Origin of the sequence: Ketobacter sp. GenoA1 (assembly GCF_003671475.1) — a bacterium.
Classification (GTDB): Bacteria; Pseudomonadota; Gammaproteobacteria; order Pseudomonadales; family Ketobacteraceae; genus Ketobacter.
On the sequence record NZ_RCHM01000032.1, the window covers coordinates 24,379 to 41,909 of the forward strand.

Consider the following 17,531-nt stretch of genomic DNA (forward strand, 5'->3'; position numbering starts at 1 on the left):
TCCTCCGGTTACAGTGGTCGTTTCAGGAACAACCCATAGGCGATACCCATGGGCAGCAGTAGCCATGCTATCAGCGCGCTGTAGAGCACCCCATGGCCAAAGGAGAGGTCCTGGGCCATGGCGAGCACGCCTTGCCCGCTACCCTCAAACCCCACCAGGTTGATCAGCCGAAACACGTCTGTGGGGTTCAGCAACAGTAAAAACGGGAACACCTCCGGGTGGAAGCGGCCTTCCGTGGCGACCAAGGTGCCCAGTAGCGCCAGGTCAAAGATCAACACAAAGGTGAACCAGAACAATAGGGCGCCCCCGGCGGCCTTTGATTTTTCCGATACCCAGGCGCTGATGACATAAGCGAACGCCAGAAACACAAGGCCCAACAGGGTGGCGGAAAGCACAAAACCGCCAAAGGCCCGGATCACCTCCACAGCATTGATGCCATCGGCGAAGATCATGATGGTAATGGCGCTGGCTCCGAAGCCCAGCAGGGTGGAGAGGCCCATCATGGCGCCGTGCCCCAGTAACTTGCCCAACAACAACTGGCCTTTGCTCAGCGGGTAGGTAAGCAACAATAGCAGGGTGCCGTCTTCGTCTTCCCCGACAATGGCATCGTAGGCCAGAAACAGCGCAATCAGGGGAATCAGGAAGACGGCCAGTGATGCCAGGCTGACGATGGTGTTGGGCAGTGACGTAAAGCCGATCACCCCGGCTCCGGCGGCACCAAACCAGCTGATGCCCACGGACAACAGGGCAAAAATCAGGGTAATGGCCAGAATCCAGCGATTGCGAAAGCCATCTTTCAACTCTTTGTGGGCAATGTGGAATATGGGGTTCATGGGCTTACCTCGGTGGCGAGTTCCACAAAATGGCGGTACAGACTTTCCAGGGAGGGCTCCTGAATGTCGATATCATCCAATTCCTGTTGTCGCGCCAGGCGGCGCAGGATCTGCATTTTGTTGCCAGGCGCGGACTGCCACTCCAGAGTGTGGCCGTTGATGGGACGCATCCCTGCGCTGCTCACATCCAAATCCTCCAGCTGTTGTTGCAGGGCAGGGCGGGCCAGAGCGCTGCTGACCCGAATGGTCATGGGCAGATTGGCTTGTGCGCGCAGTTCTGTCAGGGTACCCAAAGCTCGCAGCCGGCCCTGCCCCAGAATCGCAGCACGATTGATGTGTTTTTCCACCCCGGGTAAAACGTGGGAGCAAAGAATTACGCCACAGCCCTGATCCCGTAGTTCGTCTACCATGCCATAGAATTCCTGGGTGGCGATGGGGTCCAGGCCCACGGTGGGCTCATCCAGTAATAACAGCCTGGGTTGGCTAAGCAGCGCCTGGGCCAGCCCCAGCCGTTGCCGCATGCCCTTGGAGTAGGTTTTGATCTTGCGATTGACTGCGTGGGCCAAACCGATTCGCTCCAGCAGGTTGTCTGCCTGTGCGGTGTCGATTTTTTTCAGGCGGGCAAAGTAGTGCAGCACTTCGCGTCCGGTTAATTGCGGATAAAACGATACGCTTTCCGGCAGAAACCCGATTTGATGCCGTTGTTCACTGAATTGCCGTCGCCATGGGCTTTGACCCAGCACCTCCACCAAGCCCTGGCTGGGTTTTTCCAGCCCCAGAATCAGTTTCATGGTCGTGGTTTTGCCGGCGCCGTTATGGCCGAACAGTCCCAGCACTTCTCCGGGATTCAGTGTCAGGGATAAATCCCGCAAGGCATGCACATTGGTAAAGTGTTTGTGTACCTGATCCAATCTGATTAGGGTCATGGCGTTACTCCTTGCGCCTGCGCAATGGGAGCCATTAGAGGATAGCTGTCCTGCACGCCCGGCGGGCGTAACACGGGAAATGCCTGTTGAATCCAGCGCAGGGTTGCTACCGCCGGGCTGTTGATCAGCAGTCGTGCCAGGGGATAGGTCCACAGCAGTTTGTCCATGGCATCATTGGGTTCATAGGCTGTGTCGCCCACTCCGTTTTGATTGCGATCCCAGCCAAGGTAATCACTCCAGTAATTTCCCCGTTCGGCATAGGACCATTCCTGGGTACGGTTCGACACGTATTTGACTTGCTGCCGATTGTGAATAAACGCGTTGCCGCTGATGCGATTGTCCTCTGATCCGGCGGTAAGATGGATGCCCAGATCCGAGCTTTGAAAATAATTGTTTTCGATGATATTAAACACGGAGTTATAGATAAACAGGGCTTTGCCTTCGGCACCGGTGATGGTGGCTGCGCCGGTTGGATTGCTGCCGGTCTGGACGTTGCTGATGCGGTTGTGATGCAGATGCGAATCGGTAATGAAGTTCATTAAAATGCCGTAGTTCTCATCCTGATCGGATTGATTGCCAAACACCTGTAAATGCTTGGATTGCATCAGGGCGTAACCGGTGCGGGTGTGATGGGTGCGGTTGTGGGACACCTCGTTATGATGGGAATACATATAATGCACGCCATAACGCAAATGATGCAGATGATTGTTGTGGAGGCGGTTGCCGTTGCTGGTATCAATGTAGATGCCATCCCGGGTGTGCCAGACTTCGTTGTGGGCGACGTTGGCCCCCTGGGCTGCATACAGATGGATGCCATTGCCCCGATCCTGGGAGCGAATGTCAAGATTGCCTTCAATACGGTTGTGGGTAATCAGGGCATCCCGGCTGGCATCAATCCAGATGCCGAAGGTGTCGCCTTTGAGTTGGTTGTGAGTAAGCTGTACGGAGGCCGCCTGTTGCTCCACAAAAATACCGGCATTCATCGCGGTCAGATCCCCGCCCCAGTTGATGATGGTGCAGCCCCGGACGGTAACGTCGGCGGCGGTAATACGCAGGGCATCCCCTTGGTTGTCGGCATCCAGCACCGCACCTGTTTTACAGTTGAGTGTCGTGCTGTACGTTATAAGAACGTTACCCCGGTAGGTACCGGGGTTCAATTCTATGGTTGTTTGTTTGTCTTGCAGTGCCTGTTGCAGGCTTGCACTGTCCGTTACCGGAACCGCCCGCAGGGTGGCCGGCTGAAGGAATACAGCAATAACGAACAGTGCAAAGCGCAACACAATCAGGCCTCGACCATCATACGGCCACGCATTTCCATATGCAGTGCATGGCAGAACCAGTGACAGTAGTACCAATACAGGCCAGGCTTACCGGCAGTGAACGTAATGGAGCTGGTCTGTTGTGGCCCGATTTCCATACTCACACCATGTTGGCACAGGGCAAAACCGTGGGTAACGTCTTCAATACGGTCCATGTTGGTGATGATCACCGTCACTTCATCACCGGTTTTAACTTTGAATTCCGTAAGCCCGAAGTTGGGTGCCATGGAGGTCATGTAAATACGGACCTTTTTTCCATCCCGTATCACCTTGTTGTCCCGCTCCAGGGCGATGCCGTCACGCTTGGCGATGGCCGCTGTTTCTGCAAAGAACGGGTCATCCCGTTTCCAGATTTTAAGCGGTTTCATTTTGCTGCGATGAACGATCATGCAGTCATGGGGCTCGGCAAAGGTGGGGCCGTCATGGACCAGTTTCATTTCGTCACCGGAAATATCGATCAGCTGATCGTTTTCCGCATGCAGAGGGCCAACCGGCAGGAAACGATCCTTGGAGAATTTGCATAACGACACCAGATACTTGCCATCGGCATCGCGGGTTTCGCCCATGGTGGTGTGGTTATGCCCGGGTTGATAATGCACATCCAGTTTCTGTTTGATGTAATTTACTTTCTCACCGTTGTAAGCCTTGATGGCGTCCGCCACGTTCCATTTGCAGATCTGACTGTCGATAAACAGAGTCGTATAGGCATAGCCGCGACCGTCGAAAGCGGTATGCAATGGCCCCAGCCCCAGTTCGGGTTCTGCCACCACGGTGTCCCGTTCTTTGATCTTGCCTGCGAACAGGTCCGGTAATTTATCGATTGCTATTACTGTTACCGTGGGAGACAGTTTGCCGTTGGCGACAAAGTATTTGCCATCCGGCGAGGTGTTGAGACCGTGTGGCGATTTGGGTACAGGAATGTAGCGGGTGAAGGGGCTCCCGGCCTTGGCGCGACCATCCAGCACCGGTACTTTGGAATCGCCAATGGTGGTGTACTTGCCGGCTTTAACGGCTTTCTCGATGGCGTGAATGTCGAACACCACGGCCCAGTCACGTTCGTTGCGCATGGTTTCAGGCAGAGTGGTGCCTTCTTCCGAATTATAACAGGTGGCAGCGGTAAAGCGGCCGCTGTAGTCGGCGTCGGTGTTGTCCAGATTGCCATCCACGATAACCTGGAAAGCCATCTCCATGCTGTCTGCATCCACTGCGTTGTACATGGTGAAATACTTGCCGGGGTCGTTCAGGTCACGGCCATCATTGGGTTGGGGAATGCGAAACTCGCCATTGCAGAACACGTATTTGGTGCGCGGTACTTTCTGCACCCGTAAACCATGAATGGCTTGCACGTTGGGAATGGTCAGGATCTTGTCGCACTTCATAATATCGCAGCGAATACGTGCAACACGGGTATTTAGCTTATCGTTAATGAATACGTACTTGCCGTCGTAGTGGCCATCGGTCATGGACATGTGTGGGTGATGCGCGTCACCGCACAGAACATCTTTGGAATCGCCTTTCACGCGCTTGCTTTCGTCGGTCAAGCCCCAGCCGGTGGCAGAATCGATGTTGAAGACAGGAATGCGCATCAGTTCCCGCATGGAAGGCAGGCCAAGAATGCGGACCTCACCGGAATGGCCGCCACTCCAGAAGCCGTAGTACTCGTCCAGTTCTCCCGGATGAACGGTGGCATTGGCCATGGCGTCCTTGGCTGCCTTGGCAAAGGCCTCCCGGCTCATGATGGCGCTGCCGAATCCTGTGATACCGGCCACTCCTGCCAGCGTGCCAGCGCCCAGGAAACCCCGGCGACTGACGGTGTGTTGTTCGTCGTTATGTTGGTCGTCCATAGTATATCTCCAATATCAGGTGTTTACGGTTTCTATCAGGTGTTCGGGTTTGGGTTTTGATTTGCGTTGCTTGGCTTTATTGATCAACGGTGGACATTTGTTTGGATTGTGATAAGTCATCTGGCAGTCCAGACAGTGATGGCACTCGTTGGCGTTGATGGTGCCATCGGGATGGATTGCCTGAATTTCACATTCCACAGCACATAGCTGACAGGGGCTGCCGCATTCCTTACGCCGTTTCAGCCAGTCGAACAGACGTAGTTTGGTGGGGATGGCCAGGGCTGCACCCAAGGGGCAGATGTATCGGCAATAAACTTTTCGGGTGAACAAGGACACAAACAGAAGTAGCAGTGCCCAGGTGGCGAACCACCACTCCCGTTGAAAAACCAGGAAGAATGTCGTTTTGAACGGCTCCACTTCCGCGTAACGCTCTGCGGTTGCCATGGACTCCAAAGAAATTCCGAATAACGCCAGCAGGATGATGTACTTTACGGCCCAAAGGCGCTCGTGTACCGCGAAGGGAGGTTCAAACTGTTTGATTTTCAGTTTGCGTGCTAGTTCATTGATCAGCTCCTGCAGTGCGCCAAAGGGGCATAGCCAGCCACAGAAAATACCGCGCCCCCACAACACAATGGTGGCCGCAGTGAAGCCCCAAAGGATAAAGATCAATGGGTCCATTAAAAACAGCTCCCAACGGAATTCGCCCATTAACGCGTGGGTAAAGGTGAGCACATTGACAATGGACAGTTGGCCCAGGGCGTACCAGCCCAGGAAGAAAACCGTGTAGATGAGAAAGCCCCGCCGCAGGTTGTGCAGCAGGCGGGGATAGCGTACCAGCCAATCCTGCAAGAAAATGATGCCGGTCAGTAATAGCAGGCTAACCAGCAGGACACCGATCTGGAAGCTGCGCTGTTGCCAAATGCCGACCCACATGGGTTGATCCACTTCCAAATCGGCAGCAACGGGATCCGGTTGCACCAGCAGATAGTCTGGCAGTTGGTACTGCCCCTCAAACGTCACAAATATACTTTCCACCGGGCCGGTTTGTCGGCGTACCAGGAGTTCTATCTGCCAGGGGGCGGCAGGGTTGAACTGATAGTTATCCCGTACGATGAAGATTGCCATTTCCGAAAACTCGGGCATGCCGGCGGCATACACATCACTCAGGCGATAGTAATCCACGTCGCGAAAACTGATTTGGATGCCGTCCTGGCTCAGTTGCAGGCGATCAAATATGCCACCGCGGACATAACCGGAACCCTTGAAGGAGTATTCCCCATTGGCCAGCACCGCAATGGCATGATCATCCGGGCCCAGTTCGTCCATGAGCCAACGATATTCACTATCACCCAGCAGGTTACGTCCAATGCTGGGCACATTCAGATAACCGTAATACAGATCGATGAAGGTTTCCTGAGCTTCCTCTTCGCTGCGGCCGCGTCGGTGCCGCATGCCTTGGGTGTTCTCGAAGGCTTTGTCCACCTCGGCCTGATCCAGCATCAGGCGGCGAATGGAACCATCGCCGGTCAGCTCTGCCCAACTGGCAGGTTGGTAGAATTCCTGTTTCACTGAAGCCCGGCTTTGCGGTGATGCCGCAACTGCTTTCAGCCCCATGGCCCGGGCTACTTTTTTTGCGGAGCGCAGGATGGTTTCATGTACCACCATGACGGTGACCGTGGCACCGGTGACAGCATCGATGGTTTTACTTTGTTCTGCAGTGGAATGGCCTACCCGTATGTGATCGGTGATTGTCAACGCCTCATACTGTTGAGCGAAATCCCACAGTTTTTTCTCGGGAATACCCACTAATAAAATCGGTTCATGATGGGAGAGTACCCAGGCGCGGCGAATAACACCCTCCAGATCCAGGGCCAGGAGTATGTTGATCGGCTTGCCAGAGTAAGCCGGGATATTGAATTGATCGATGGTTTCAAATCCATAACCGACCACTTCGCCCTGCACTTCAATTGGCCAGACTTTATGATCTGTGTTCCACTCACCGAGACTTGCCTCTTCACCAAAAGGGGATAACAGGCGCTGCTTATGATCTTCAGCCAGTTGTGAGGAGGCCAGGGCAAAGGCAGGAAGCAGCAATACAATTGAAATGATTACGGAGAATAAAGTTGCGCCCATACTGCGTAATTCGTGCGAGTACATTGGGTCCTCACTGCGCGAATGATAAAGAGGGTGGCGACAATTTGCCGCAGTGCCAATGCAGTATAGAAGTGTGTGCTTAGGTAGGATTGATGCAGGTCAACAGCTATTGAGCGATGTGCTTCAGAGGTAGGAGGAGGTACCGCGAAATGGGTACCCCCTGTATGGGACTTTATACAACTGGTATTTCTGTTTGCAGGTCAGATACGTTTGTTGTCCTGGTGGGCGCTGGCTGTCGCCGGGCGTTTGATAACGTTTAAGGCCTTCAGTAGATTCAGGGCCTCATAAAGCTGGTAGTCGGTGTCCGACAGGGCTTGCTTGCCATCGGAGGCAGCGCCGGTCTCACCTTCGCCCTCTGGGTTTTCCAGATGGCCGGACAGATCCCGTTCTTTCACCCGCTGCATTTCTTCCACCCGGGTGAGACGGGCATTCTCAACCACGATGTCAGGCTCGATACCCTGAGCCTGAATGGAGCGGCCACCGGGCGTGTAATAGCGGGCGGTGGTGAGTTTCAGGGCGCGATTGTTGTGCAACGGCAGCACGGTCTGCACCGAGCCCTTGCCGAATGTGGTGGTGCCCATGATCACCGCCCGGCTGTGATCCTGCAGTGCCCCGGCGACAATTTCCGATGCCGAGGCGGAACCGCCGTTTACCAGAACCACGATAGGCACCCCTTTCAATTCGTCACCGGGGGCAGCGCGGAATTTCATATCGGAATCCGGCAGGCGGCCCTGGGTGTACACCACCAGGCCGTCGTCAATAAAGGCATCACTCACATCCACTGCGGCCTGCAGCACACCACCGGGGTTGTTGCGCAAATCCAGTACCAGACCCTTGAGGTCGGCGTCGTTCTCCTTGCGCAGTTTTTCCAGCAGTTTCAGCATGTCGGCACCGGTATTAATCTGGAACTGGGATAAACGCACATAACCATAATCTTTCTGCAGCAGGCGCCCGCGCACGCTCTGGACCTGAATGACAGCTCGGGTCACGGTAATCTCCAGCGGCTTGTCGATGCCGGCACGGATGATGGTCAAGACAATGTCTGAGCCCGGCTTGCCGCGCATCAGTTTCACCGCTTCCCCCAGGCTCAGACCTTTCACCGGTGTACTGTCCAGTTTGATGATCAGGTCACCGGCTTCCACACCGGCTTTCTTGGCGGGGGTGTCGTCAATGGGGGTAATGACTTTGACAAAGCCGTCTTCCATGCCCACTTCAATACCCAGGCCGCCGAACTCGCCGGTGGTGTTGATCTGCAGGTCCTGGTATGCCTCCGGCTTCAGGTAGGCTGAGTGCGGGTCCAGTTCGGTGAGCATGCCCTGAATGGCGTTTTCCAGCAGGGTTTTGTCGTCGACCTCTTCCACGTAGGCCTGCTTGATGCGATCGAACACATCGGCAAAAGTGCGCAGCTCATTGATGGGCAGCAGACCCTGCTCCTGCTCCTGCTGTTGGGTCGTGTCGGCGGCGCTGACGTCTTCGTCTTCTGCCTGGCCTGGCGCTTCGCTGGAAAGGGCAACTGGGCTTACGGCCAGCAACGAGATCAACAGGCTGCGTTGCCAGATAAGCCGCCAGTAAGACGAAGGTCGAAAACCCATAGTGTGCTCCTGTTTAACCGGTTACGGGGTAACTGTAGTGGGGGTGAGCAGGGTGCGGCCCCTGCGGCGACGTGAGTTAAGACCGCTCATTCAGGGTCTGGTTTCACATCAAAATCATTTAGTTAGCCTGTTTAGCTTAGCGCGAAATAATGCCTGCCGCACTACGCAGGTCCAATTCTGCTGCGGTTTTGTTAACCCCGACACCAGCGGGAAGGGTTTTCCGGCTTGCCGTTCTTGCGGATCTCAAAATACAGGGAGGCTTGTTCCTGGCCACCGCTGCGGCCGCTGTAGGCAATGACTTCCCCTCCATCCACCCAATCGCCAGGGCTTTTCAACAGGGTTTCATTGTGGCCGTACAGGCTCAGGTAGCCATCGCCATGGTCCACGATGGTGAGCATGCCGAAGCCCCGCATCCAGTCGGAGAACACCACCCGGCCGTGATGAACGGCCTTCACGGTACTGCCTTCCGCGGTGCGGATAAGTACCCCGTTCCAGCGCAGGGCGCCGCTGTCCCGGCGATTGCCGAAACGCTTGATCACGCGTCCCTGGCTGGGCCAGGCCAGTTTACCCTTGAGTTGTGCAAACGGTTGCTTGCCTACATTGCTGGGCAAGTCACTGAGGGTGGCCTGAACCTGGTGCAGGATCTCTTCCAGTTCAGCCTGGCTGGCTTTCAGTGATGTGACCCGGGAGGCGTCATTCTTGAGGCTGCTGTCGAGTTTGGCCAGGGCCTGTTTGCGCTGTTCCTTGGCCGCCTGCAACTGCTGCTGTTCATTGGCCAGGGCCTGTTTGAGTGTGCTGAGCTCGGCCACTTCCTCATTGATGCTGATTTCATTGTCTTTGATGTCGCGCAGGGTTTGATTAAACGCCTGGATGCGGGCCATGCGGGCTTGGTGATAGTAGTCATAGTACTTCATCAGGCGCGCCATTTTGTCCGGTTGTTCCTGGTTCAACAGCAGTTTTACGTACTCCTGCCGTCCGGCCCGGTAGGCGGCATTGATGTCCTGCTTCAACGCCGCGCGTTGCGCTTCTTTGGCCCGGTTCAGATCCTGTTGCGCCCGGCGCAGCTCCGCCAGTTTGGCTTCCGATTGGGTCATGGATCGGTTCACCTCGCGCAGCTTGCGGCGGGTGTCGCTGATGGCCTGTTCGGCTTTCTGCAAAGCCTGTTCGGTGGCGCTGCGCCGGCTCTGGGTGCGCTTGATGTCCTTTTGCAGATCCTGGATGCGGTTTTGTATCTGTTGCAGTTCTTTTTTGGTGGCCACAGGATCAACACTGGCCGAAACAGGAAAGGCCCAGCACAGGGCCAGGCCAATCAGTAAGGGTTTGAGCAAGCGGTGACGGCCCATCAAGCAGCGGTCAGAGCAGCGGTTTACCGCTCATCTCCGCTGGTTGAGTCAGGTCCATCAATTTCAGCAGGGTGGGGGCGATGTCGGAGAGTTTGCCACCTTCGGCTTGCAGTGTGACCGCTTTCGGGCCCACATAAACCAGCGGGACCAGTTCGGTGGTGTGCGCTGTATGGGGCTGGCCGCTGTGGGGGTCTTCCATTTGCTCACAGTTACCGTGATCGGCGGTGATCAGCATGTCGCCGCCGCTGGCCTGCACGGCTGCTTCCAGTCGGGCCAGGCACTGATCCAGGGTTTCAACCGCCTTCACCGCGGCGTCGAATTTGCCGGTGTGCCCCACCATGTCGCCGTTGGCATAATTACAGATCAGTACGTCATATTGTCCGCTTTCAATGGCGGCCACCAGTTTGTCGGTGACTTCCGGCGCGCTCATCTCCGGCTGCAGATCATAGGTTGCCACGTCCGGTGATTGCACCAGAATGCGTTCCTCGCCGGGGAACGGGTCCTCGCGACCGCCACTGAAAAAGAAGGTGACGTGGGCGTATTTTTCCGTCTCGGCAATGCGCAGCTGGGTTTTGTTGTGCTGAGCCAGGTAATCACCCAGCACGTTGACCAGGTCCGCCGGGGGGTAAGCGCAACTGGCATTGATGTCGGCGGCGTATTGGGTCAGCATCACGAAGTCCGCCAGGGCCGGTACTTTCTTGCACTGGAAGCCTTCGAAATCCGGGTCGATCATGGCCCGGGTCAGTTGGCGGGCGCGGTCGGCCCGGAAATTCATGAAAATCACACTGTCGCCATCGTTGATGGTAGCGGCGTTTTCACCCTGGGCGGCGATGATCGTGGGTTTGACGAACTCGTCGGTTTCACCGCGCTCATAGGCTGCCAGCAGGCCGTCCACCGGGTTGGCGCTGGTGAAGTCGGCCTCACCCAGGGTCAGCAGGTTATAGGCGGTTTCCACCCGCTCCCAGCGGTTATCCCGGTCCATGGCATAGTAGCGGCCCACCAGGCTGGCAATGCGGCCTATGCCCAGAGACTCCAGTTTGGCCTGGACCCGCTCCAGGCTGGCCTGGGCGGATTTGGGCGGCATATCGCGGCCGTCCAGAAAAGCGTGCACATAAACCTGCCTGGCTCCGCGGCGGTGGGCCAATTCAATCATGGCCAGAAAGTGATCCTCATGGCTGTGTACGCCGCCGGGTGACAGCAGCCCCATCAGGTGAACGGCACCCTGGCTTTGCCCGGCTTTCTCGATGGCGCCCACCAGCACCGGGTTGCCGAAGAAGGTTTCGTCCTGAATGTCCTTGGTGATGCGGGTGAAGTCCTGATACACGATGCGCCCGGCACCCAGGTTCATGTGGCCCACTTCCGAGTTGCCCATTTGCCCCTGGGGCAGGCCTACATCCATGCCCGATCCGGATATCAGTGTGTGTGGGCGCTCACTCCAGAGCCTGTCCCAGGTGGGGGTGTGGGCCTGGGCAATGGCATTGAATTCGGTTTCAGTGCGGTGTCCGAAACCATCCAGAATAACAAGAACATGGGGTTTTCGTGTCTGGGTCATGATTCCAACTTATCGGCTACTTCTCGGTGAGTGGCGTTTCCAGTGTGAGGGGCATTTTACCTGAAAATTGCGGGCAAAGCATGAGGTGAGCCGGCGTAGCGGTGGTCGTGGTTCGCCGGTTTCGGGTATACTCTGCTGCTATTTCTTGTCCTGGCCTGCTTCTTGGTGGGTAACTTATTGAATTTCTGGGAAGTTTAAATGGATCGTCTGCTTGAATTTGCGCTCAACCATCCTGAGCTGGTGGTTACGTTTGTGGTGTTGCTGGTGCTGTTTTTTGTCTTGGAATCCCGTCGCGGCGGGAAAACCGTGAGCAGCCAGCAACTGACCCATCTCATGAACAAAGAGGAAGGGTTGGTACTGGATGTGCGGGAAAGTAAGGAATATCGTGAAGGGCACATCACCGGATCACGCAATATTCCTTTCAGCAAGTTGAAGGATAACTTGGGTGACATTGAACAGTTCAAGGACAAACCGGTAGTGCTGGTGTGCAAGATGGGCCAGCATGCGGGTGCGGCCGGAAAAATTCTGCATGGCGCCGGCTTCAAACAGGTTCTCAGGTTGTCCGGTGGCATTACCACCTGGAAAGCAGACAGTTTGCCGCTGGTGAAAGGCAAGTAGCGCGCGACAGGTTGAACTGTCCGCTGATAAATAGGCAGGTTGATAGTATGGTTGATGTTGTTTTATATACCACGCCCTGGTGTCCTTATTGTATCCGGGCCAAGCATTTGCTGAAGGCCAAGGGTGTGTCGTTTCAGGATATTAATGTCAGCGGCAAACCCGACCTGCGTCTGGAAATGGAAAATCGCAGCGGCGCCCACACTGTGCCGCAAATCTGGATCGGCGATACCCACGTTGGGGGATGCGATGAACTGTACGCATTGGAACGTGCCGGTACGCTCAACGGCCTGCTGGGTTTATAGGCCAGAATCATCTGGTAGTACCACACACTGATAACCTGGCAGTCAACACATCAGTACAACAGAGTAGTACAACACATTTAGGTGAAGAGAATGACTGAACAAGCCGCCGGGCAGCAACCCGAGCAACAATTTCAACTGCAACGCATTTTTCTGAAAGACCTTTCCTATGAGGCGCCGAAAACGCCGCAATTGTTCAAAGAACAGTGGAAACCGGAAGTGAATCTGGAAGTGAACAATACAGCCAGTGAAATTGAAAGCGGTATTTATGAGGTGGTGTTGAAAGTCACGGTCACGGTGAAAAACGGTGAGAATACTGCTTTCATCGCCGAAGTGGCTCAGGCCGGCCTGTTCCTGCTGCAGGGGGTGGAAGGCATCCAGAAAGAAGCCATTCTGAAAGGCGTGTGCGCCAATATTCTGTTCCCTTATGCGCGGGAAACCATCTCCGATGTGGTGGCCCGTGGCACGTTCCCACAATTCTTGTTGCAGCCCATTAATTTCGAGGCGGCATTTGCTGAAAATCTGCGTAAACAGCAGGAACAGGCCAAGCAGGGCGCGCAGCCTACTCACTGATTCCGGAATTCGAACAGTGTATTGAAGCTAAAAGGGCCAAAGAACTTGGCCCTTTTACTGTGTACGTTGTACTAGTTCAGCAATGCATCACATTCATTGGCAACCCTGTCGCCAAGGGACATTTCCACCAGTTCGCCATGATTCTTGGCATATAGCACGCATTTACGGGTTAATACTTCGGATTCCAAGGCCTTATTCAGCGCCTGCTTTAATTGTGTAACCGAAGCGGGCTTGATGAAGCAGTGTCCAATTCCCAATTGTTCCAATGTTTTTGCAGTAAGTAATTGTTCCAGGTGGATCGGAAGAGCAAACACCGGTGTTCCCATCAACACGCTTTCCATGGTTGCTCCATTGTTACCATGATTTACCAGCAAATCAGCTTCCGCAAGCGCCTGGGTGAACTGGACTGGTTCAGTGCTGAATTGGAAGTGCTCAGACTCAAGGTGCTTAAGTCGATTAGGGTTGGTGCGTGGGCAGATCACAAACACAGTCGCTTTACACTGCGCCAGTGCCTCAGCGATGATGTCGAATTGTGGGTGGCCGGGGTTGAGGTAGGCCAATAATTTCGGACGATCGTTGCAGCCGAATCGCACGGAGGGGCGAGTCTTGCCGGCGTTGGTTTTTACCTGATATATGGCGTGGCTGCGAAGGTCATTGTAAAGGTCAAATTCCGGTGTTGACGTAATGATTACGCGACTCGAGTCCTCATACAAATCCGAGATTCGGGTAACGGGAGCTTCTTTTTGTGATCCCTCTGTCTGTAATTGCAGCACTTTGTTGATCGTGTTCACCACCATTGCTTCCTGCCGTTTTATCATTTCCGGTTGTGGGTGATCCGGATTCCAGCTGCGAATCGGGTGCCCCTGAACGGGCTGTGCAAAGCCGGAGCCCACAAAAATCTTACTGCAGGAGAGTTCACGGGCAGCCAGCACAGCAGTGGGAGAATAGTCTGAGATCAAGATGTCCGGATTTATCAATTCGATCAGGTTGCGCCAAGCCTGCAACAGACCCTGCAGCTCCTCCACTTTAAGATATCCAGCCAGCAAAAGAGTATCTGCCAGGCATTGAACAGGTCTTTGCATCTTGATTTTGGGCAAGAATACCGGTGCTTGTAGCAGCGATGTACGTTGCCCTTCAAAGAAGGAGGAGGCCCGTGACAAGTCTTTCAGCGCGGCGTAACATCGGTAATTCCGCCCTTCCAGAACGCCGGTGATGTGGGACAAAGAGGAAATATGACCCAGTTGCCCGCCCAACTCCCAGGTGCACAAGACGGTTTTCCTACATTTTTTATGGTTCATTCCTTATTATGTTCCAGCAAGTCAAGCCAGTTTGCCCGGCGGTAAAAGTACAGACCAATGGTTGACATATTACCTACTCACGGCGATTCAATACGGGTAGAATCGCACACAAATACTCAAAAATGGAATGTCACTATGAAACTAAGACCACAACATGGGGTGCCGTTGCTACTACTGGCGGCTGCGGTCTCGGAACAGGCTTACGCTGATGTAACGGCGAAGAATGATGTCGCTCGGGGTGCCGTTAACGACACCATAGTTATTAACGTATTGGCCAATGATGTTTTCACCGGAGTTCAGTTTGGGGATCCATTCGTTAATGTCGATAACGGAGAGTCTGGCCTGAAACCCGCTGAAAATGGCAGCGTAAGCGTCAACAATGATGGTTCGATTACGTATGTACCCAATCCCGATTTCCAGGGGCAAGATACTTTCGAGTACGAGGTTTTCGAAAACGGTGAGGATTACGGCTCCGACATCGCGCTGGTGACTGTTTCAGTTGGAGTTGGAGCATCCAGCATTGTTGTTGGGGACAATAATAAATCCACCGGAGAAATGATTGATAGCGTTTGTGATGACAGCAATAGCGACAATGTCAGTGAAGAATTGGCTGCCGCCTGTGCTGGAATAGGTGCCTTGACCGACGAAGAATTAGCGCAGCTGACAGCCGAAATTACACCAGAAGAAATTCTCGTCACCCGGCGCATGATGAGCGAGATGAGCCGCGGTCAAACTGACCGAATTTACTCCGGTCAGCAGTTGATTCGGCAGGGATTGAATCCAAGTCAACTGGTTCTGAATGGTACCAGCATCCCTTTGGCGGATTATAAAGGTGGTACGGCATCATCTGACCAAGCCGCGCCTATCGGTGTGTTTGGAACCATACATATCGATCAAGTTGAACACGATGCCAGTGGCTTGGAGTCTGCATATGACTCAGACACCTATGGTGTTACCGTTGGGGTTGATTACCGTCTGCGTCCGAATCTGCATGTGGGAGGGGCTTTCGATTGGGCAACCCATGAGGTTGAATATGCTCAGGAGTCCGGGCAGTTGGATTCCGATGTCTACAGCTTGACCGGGTATTTCTCTTGGTTTGCCAACCAGCAATTAGGGGTTGATGTGCAACTGGGATATGCGATGGGCACCATAGACACCAAGCGAAATATAACGGTTCCCGTGACTCAGGTTGTCTACGGCGACACTGACAGTGAACAATGGAATCTTAGCACGCAGGTTCAATGGACATTCAGTCGTGATGGCTGGACTTTGACCCCGTATCTGCGGCTTGACTACATCATGACAGAAGTGGATGGCTACGATGAAACTGGCGATAGTGCCTGGCTCATGGGGGTCGGTGATCAGGAAATGAACCAGCTTTCGACCTCGTTAGGTGTCTCGGGCACCTACGCCGTCAGTTACGACTGGGGTGTGTGGGTGCCGGGCTTCAGCGCCTCCATGGTCAGTGAGAATAGCTCTGACTATTCTCCAGTGGAATTTTCACTGTTGGCGGATTCCAGTAGTAATGGTGAGTTTTCACTGCAACCTGAATCCGAGGATAGCCTGTTCTACGAAGCGGAAATTAACTCGGTGTTTATCTTGGCTGGAGGTTTTTCTACCTTTGTATCGGTCAGGTCAATTGAAGGTTATGAAAATATAACCGCTTATCAATATAGCTTGGGTTTCAATTACGAAATGTAAAAGCAAGCAGGTAGCAATTAATGTGTTGCCTGCTTCAGTCGCTCCCATAACAACTCATATGCCTTTGCAGCCTGCGTAGCGGGTGCAAAGGCATGAATGGGTGCCTGATGTATCCCCATTTTTTCATACTCGCTGGCATAAGGAATGACAATCGGGTCATCATCATCGATCACGTTTGTGGCGTCTTTGATTACATCGTTATGGATTTTGCGTCGGCGGTCCACCATGGTAAAAAACGGTTGCAGGGTCAGTTTGCGCCAGCGCTTTTTTCTTTGTAGAAACTCTTTCAGTTGTGAGTAGGAACGCAATGACAGGGGCGAGGGCAGCAGTGGAATTGCCAGCACGTCGCAATTGGAAAACAGGTTCTCCGACAGCTTTGAATAGGCAGGGGCGCAATCAAAAATCAACAGCTTGCTCTGCTCACTTAAATGCTCAGTGAGTTTCTGTAACAACTGCTCGGATTTGACTTCATCGGCCAGGATGGCTTCCAGTTTGCGCAGGCTCAGGTCAGCGGGTATTACCGACAGCCTGGGTTGAGTGGTATGCAGGCGCAGTTTGCCGATGGGGGTTTTGCCCTTGAATATGTTGATGGATTTGTTGGGGTGATCGTCGGCGATGCCCATGTACCAGGATGCACAACTTTGTGGGTCCAGATCCCACAAAATGGTATTGATATCATCCTGCGCCGCCAGCCAGGCGATATTCACCGCCGATGTGGTTTTGCCGACGCCGCCCTTTACATTGAAAAATGCGATTCGTTTCATGATGGTGTTTGCTTCCCCCGCTTCTGCACTGTACTACATTATCACCGCTTTGTTGATCTGCGATGACGGTGCTTCACCAGCGGGATCAGCGCGTTCCCGCGCACCAGATCCTGTAGAAGAAATACAGCCCGTATTCTTCATCGGGAAAACCGGATTCATCACCGTTGTCATGCTGGTAGCCCAGGCCCAGGCTGCCGGTCAGCCAGGTTGCAAGTTGGGTGGTGCGTTTATTGTGCCCCGGCAAACCCCAATTGACGCCAGGCTTCGTATACCACAATGGCGGTGGCGTTGGACAGGTTCAGGCTGCGGCTGTCGGCCTGCATGGGGATGCGGATGCAGGCGGTCATGGCCGGGTGTTCGCGGATGCCAAGGGGCAGGCCCCGGGTTTCCGGTCCGAACACAATGGCGTCCCCCGGCTCATAGTGCACAGTGTGGTGGTGCCGACTGCCCTTGGTGGACAGGGCATAACAATGCCCGGGTTTGGCGTGGCTTATAAAATCATCAAAACTGTCGTGCAGCTCAAGGCTTGCCCATTCGTGGTAATCCAGCCCGGCCCGCCGCATGCGCTTGTCATCCAGTTCAAAGCCCAGTGGTTTAATCAGATGCAACTGCATGCCGGTGTTGGCGCAGAGCCTGATGATGTTGCCGGTGTTGGGCGGGATTTCCGGTTGAAAGAGCACAATATGAAGCATATTAATGGCTTACCGTTAAGCTT

Annotated in this window: 16 protein-coding genes; 4 read left to right on the forward strand and 12 right to left on the reverse strand. The window is 54.3% G+C overall.

Annotation, left to right across the window (positions count from 1 at the left end; all coding sequences use genetic code 11):
* Nucleotides 1-8: 8 nt before the first annotated feature.
* The 8 genes from D9N13_RS12970 to gpmI form a co-directional block, all read right to left on the reverse strand.
* Nucleotides 9-833, reverse strand: coding sequence for an ABC transporter permease (locus D9N13_RS12970; RefSeq protein WP_290590686.1), 825 nt, complete (start codon nt 831-833; stop codon nt 9-11).
* Complete coding sequence (locus tag D9N13_RS12975; protein ID WP_290590687.1) at nt 830-1,759, reverse strand: ABC transporter ATP-binding protein; 930 nt, start codon at nt 1,757-1,759, stop codon at nt 830-832. Before D9N13_RS12975 ends, D9N13_RS12970 begins: the two co-directional genes overlap by 4 nt.
* Complete coding sequence (locus D9N13_RS12980; protein WP_411268170.1) at nt 1,756-3,042, reverse strand: nitrous oxide reductase family maturation protein NosD; 1,287 nt, start codon at nt 3,040-3,042, stop codon at nt 1,756-1,758. The genes D9N13_RS12975 and D9N13_RS12980 overlap by 4 nt, the downstream gene beginning before the upstream one ends.
* Nucleotides 3,042-4,922 (reverse strand): TAT-dependent nitrous-oxide reductase, encoded by a 1,881-nt coding sequence (nosZ, locus tag D9N13_RS12985; protein ID WP_290590701.1) that lies wholly within the window; start codon nt 4,920-4,922, stop codon nt 3,042-3,044. The genes D9N13_RS12980 and nosZ overlap by 1 nt, the downstream gene beginning before the upstream one ends.
* 15 nt (nt 4,923-4,937) lie before the next feature.
* Nucleotides 4,938-7,079, reverse strand: coding sequence for a transcriptional regulator NosR (nosR, locus tag D9N13_RS12990; protein WP_411268162.1), 2,142 nt, complete (start codon nt 7,077-7,079; stop codon nt 4,938-4,940).
* Between the two features lie 197 nt (nt 7,080-7,276).
* Nucleotides 7,277-8,668 carry a S41 family peptidase gene (locus D9N13_RS12995; RefSeq protein WP_290590707.1) on the reverse strand — a complete coding sequence of 464 codons (1,392 nt, stop codon included), beginning with the start codon at nt 8,666-8,668 and terminating at the stop codon, nt 7,277-7,279.
* 191 nt (nt 8,669-8,859) lie between these two features.
* A complete protein-coding gene (locus D9N13_RS13000; RefSeq protein WP_290590711.1) occupies nt 8,860-10,011 on the reverse strand; it encodes a murein hydrolase activator EnvC family protein in 1,152 nt (383 codons plus the stop codon).
* 10 nt (nt 10,012-10,021) lie between these two features.
* The gene (gene gpmI, locus D9N13_RS13005; RefSeq protein WP_290590714.1) at nt 10,022-11,563 is read right to left on the reverse strand and encodes a 2,3-bisphosphoglycerate-independent phosphoglycerate mutase; all 1,542 of its coding nucleotides are present in this window, start codon (nt 11,561-11,563) and stop codon (nt 10,022-10,024) included.
* Nucleotides 11,564-11,761: 198 nt separating this feature from the next.
* Between gpmI and D9N13_RS13010 the strand changes: the two genes are divergently transcribed.
* The 3 genes from D9N13_RS13010 to secB all read left to right on the forward strand — a co-directional run bounded on the left by D9N13_RS13010 (nt 11,762) and on the right by secB (nt 13,053).
* Entirely contained in the window at nt 11,762-12,181 is a 420-nt protein-coding gene (locus D9N13_RS13010; protein ID WP_290590718.1) for a rhodanese-like domain-containing protein, read from the forward strand.
* Nucleotides 12,182-12,228: 47 nt separating this feature from the next.
* A complete protein-coding gene (grxC, locus tag D9N13_RS13015; RefSeq protein ID WP_290590720.1) occupies nt 12,229-12,483 on the forward strand; it encodes a glutaredoxin 3 in 255 nt (84 codons plus the stop codon).
* Nucleotides 12,484-12,573: 90 nt separating this feature from the next.
* Nucleotides 12,574-13,053, forward strand: coding sequence for a protein-export chaperone SecB (gene secB, locus D9N13_RS13020; protein ID WP_290590723.1), 480 nt, complete (start codon nt 12,574-12,576; stop codon nt 13,051-13,053).
* Between the two features lie 71 nt (nt 13,054-13,124).
* Here the strand turns inward: secB and D9N13_RS13025 are convergent, their stop codons facing one another.
* Nucleotides 13,125-14,351 carry a glycosyltransferase gene (locus tag D9N13_RS13025; RefSeq protein ID WP_290590727.1) on the reverse strand — a complete coding sequence of 409 codons (1,227 nt, stop codon included), beginning with the start codon at nt 14,349-14,351 and terminating at the stop codon, nt 13,125-13,127.
* A 135-nt stretch (nt 14,352-14,486) separates the two neighbouring features.
* Between D9N13_RS13025 and D9N13_RS13030 the strand changes: the two genes are divergently transcribed.
* Nucleotides 14,487-16,052 carry an autotransporter domain-containing protein gene (locus tag D9N13_RS13030; protein WP_290590729.1) on the forward strand — a complete coding sequence of 522 codons (1,566 nt, stop codon included), beginning with the start codon at nt 14,487-14,489 and terminating at the stop codon, nt 16,050-16,052.
* Between the two features lie 17 nt (nt 16,053-16,069).
* Here the strand turns inward: D9N13_RS13030 and D9N13_RS13035 are convergent, their stop codons facing one another.
* The 3 genes from D9N13_RS13035 to trmL form a co-directional block, all read right to left on the reverse strand.
* Complete coding sequence (locus tag D9N13_RS13035) at nt 16,070-16,816, reverse strand: ParA family protein (protein ID WP_290590732.1); 747 nt, start codon at nt 16,814-16,816, stop codon at nt 16,070-16,072.
* A gap of 85 nt (nt 16,817-16,901) precedes the next feature.
* Nucleotides 16,902-17,060 (reverse strand): hypothetical protein, encoded by a 159-nt coding sequence (locus D9N13_RS13040; protein WP_290590735.1) that lies wholly within the window; start codon nt 17,058-17,060, stop codon nt 16,902-16,904.
* Nucleotides 17,044-17,508: a tRNA (uridine(34)/cytosine(34)/5-carboxymethylaminomethyluridine(34)-2'-O)-methyltransferase TrmL gene (trmL, locus tag D9N13_RS13045; RefSeq protein WP_290590737.1), complete on the reverse strand. Its 465-nt coding sequence runs from the start codon at nt 17,506-17,508 to the stop codon at nt 17,044-17,046. Before trmL ends, D9N13_RS13040 begins: the two co-directional genes overlap by 17 nt.
* Nucleotides 17,509-17,531: the final 23 nt, after the last annotated feature.

What these genes read in the sequence shown, in the direction of transcription:
- D9N13_RS12970 (WP_290590686.1), bottom strand. Translation starts at nt 833, where the DNA reads ATGAACCCCATATTCCACATTGCCCACAAAGAGTTGAAAGATGGCTTT.
- D9N13_RS12975 (WP_290590687.1), bottom strand. Translation starts at nt 1,759, where the DNA reads ATGACCCTAATCAGATTGGATCAGGTACACAAACACTTTACCAATGTG.
- nosZ (WP_290590701.1), bottom strand. Translation starts at nt 4,922, where the DNA reads ATGGACGACCAACATAACGACGAACAACACACCGTCAGTCGCCGGGGT.
- nosR (WP_411268162.1), bottom strand. Translation starts at nt 7,079, where the DNA reads ATGTACTCGCACGAATTACGCAGTATGGGCGCAACTTTATTCTCCGTA.
- D9N13_RS12995 (WP_290590707.1), bottom strand. Translation starts at nt 8,668, where the DNA reads ATGGGTTTTCGACCTTCGTCTTACTGGCGGCTTATCTGGCAACGCAGC.
- D9N13_RS13000 (WP_290590711.1), bottom strand. Translation starts at nt 10,011, where the DNA reads ATGGGCCGTCACCGCTTGCTCAAACCCTTACTGATTGGCCTGGCCCTG.
- gpmI (WP_290590714.1), bottom strand. Translation starts at nt 11,563, where the DNA reads ATGACCCAGACACGAAAACCCCATGTTCTTGTTATTCTGGATGGTTTC.
- D9N13_RS13010 (WP_290590718.1), top strand. Translation starts at nt 11,762, where the DNA reads ATGGATCGTCTGCTTGAATTTGCGCTCAACCATCCTGAGCTGGTGGTT.
- grxC (WP_290590720.1), top strand. Translation starts at nt 12,229, where the DNA reads ATGGTTGATGTTGTTTTATATACCACGCCCTGGTGTCCTTATTGTATC.
- secB (WP_290590723.1), top strand. Translation starts at nt 12,574, where the DNA reads ATGACTGAACAAGCCGCCGGGCAGCAACCCGAGCAACAATTTCAACTG.
- D9N13_RS13025 (WP_290590727.1), bottom strand. Translation starts at nt 14,351, where the DNA reads ATGAACCATAAAAAATGTAGGAAAACCGTCTTGTGCACCTGGGAGTTG.
- D9N13_RS13030 (WP_290590729.1), top strand. Translation starts at nt 14,487, where the DNA reads ATGAAACTAAGACCACAACATGGGGTGCCGTTGCTACTACTGGCGGCT.
- D9N13_RS13035 (WP_290590732.1), bottom strand. Translation starts at nt 16,816, where the DNA reads ATGAAACGAATCGCATTTTTCAATGTAAAGGGCGGCGTCGGCAAAACC.
- trmL (WP_290590737.1), bottom strand. Translation starts at nt 17,508, where the DNA reads ATGCTTCATATTGTGCTCTTTCAACCGGAAATCCCGCCCAACACCGGC.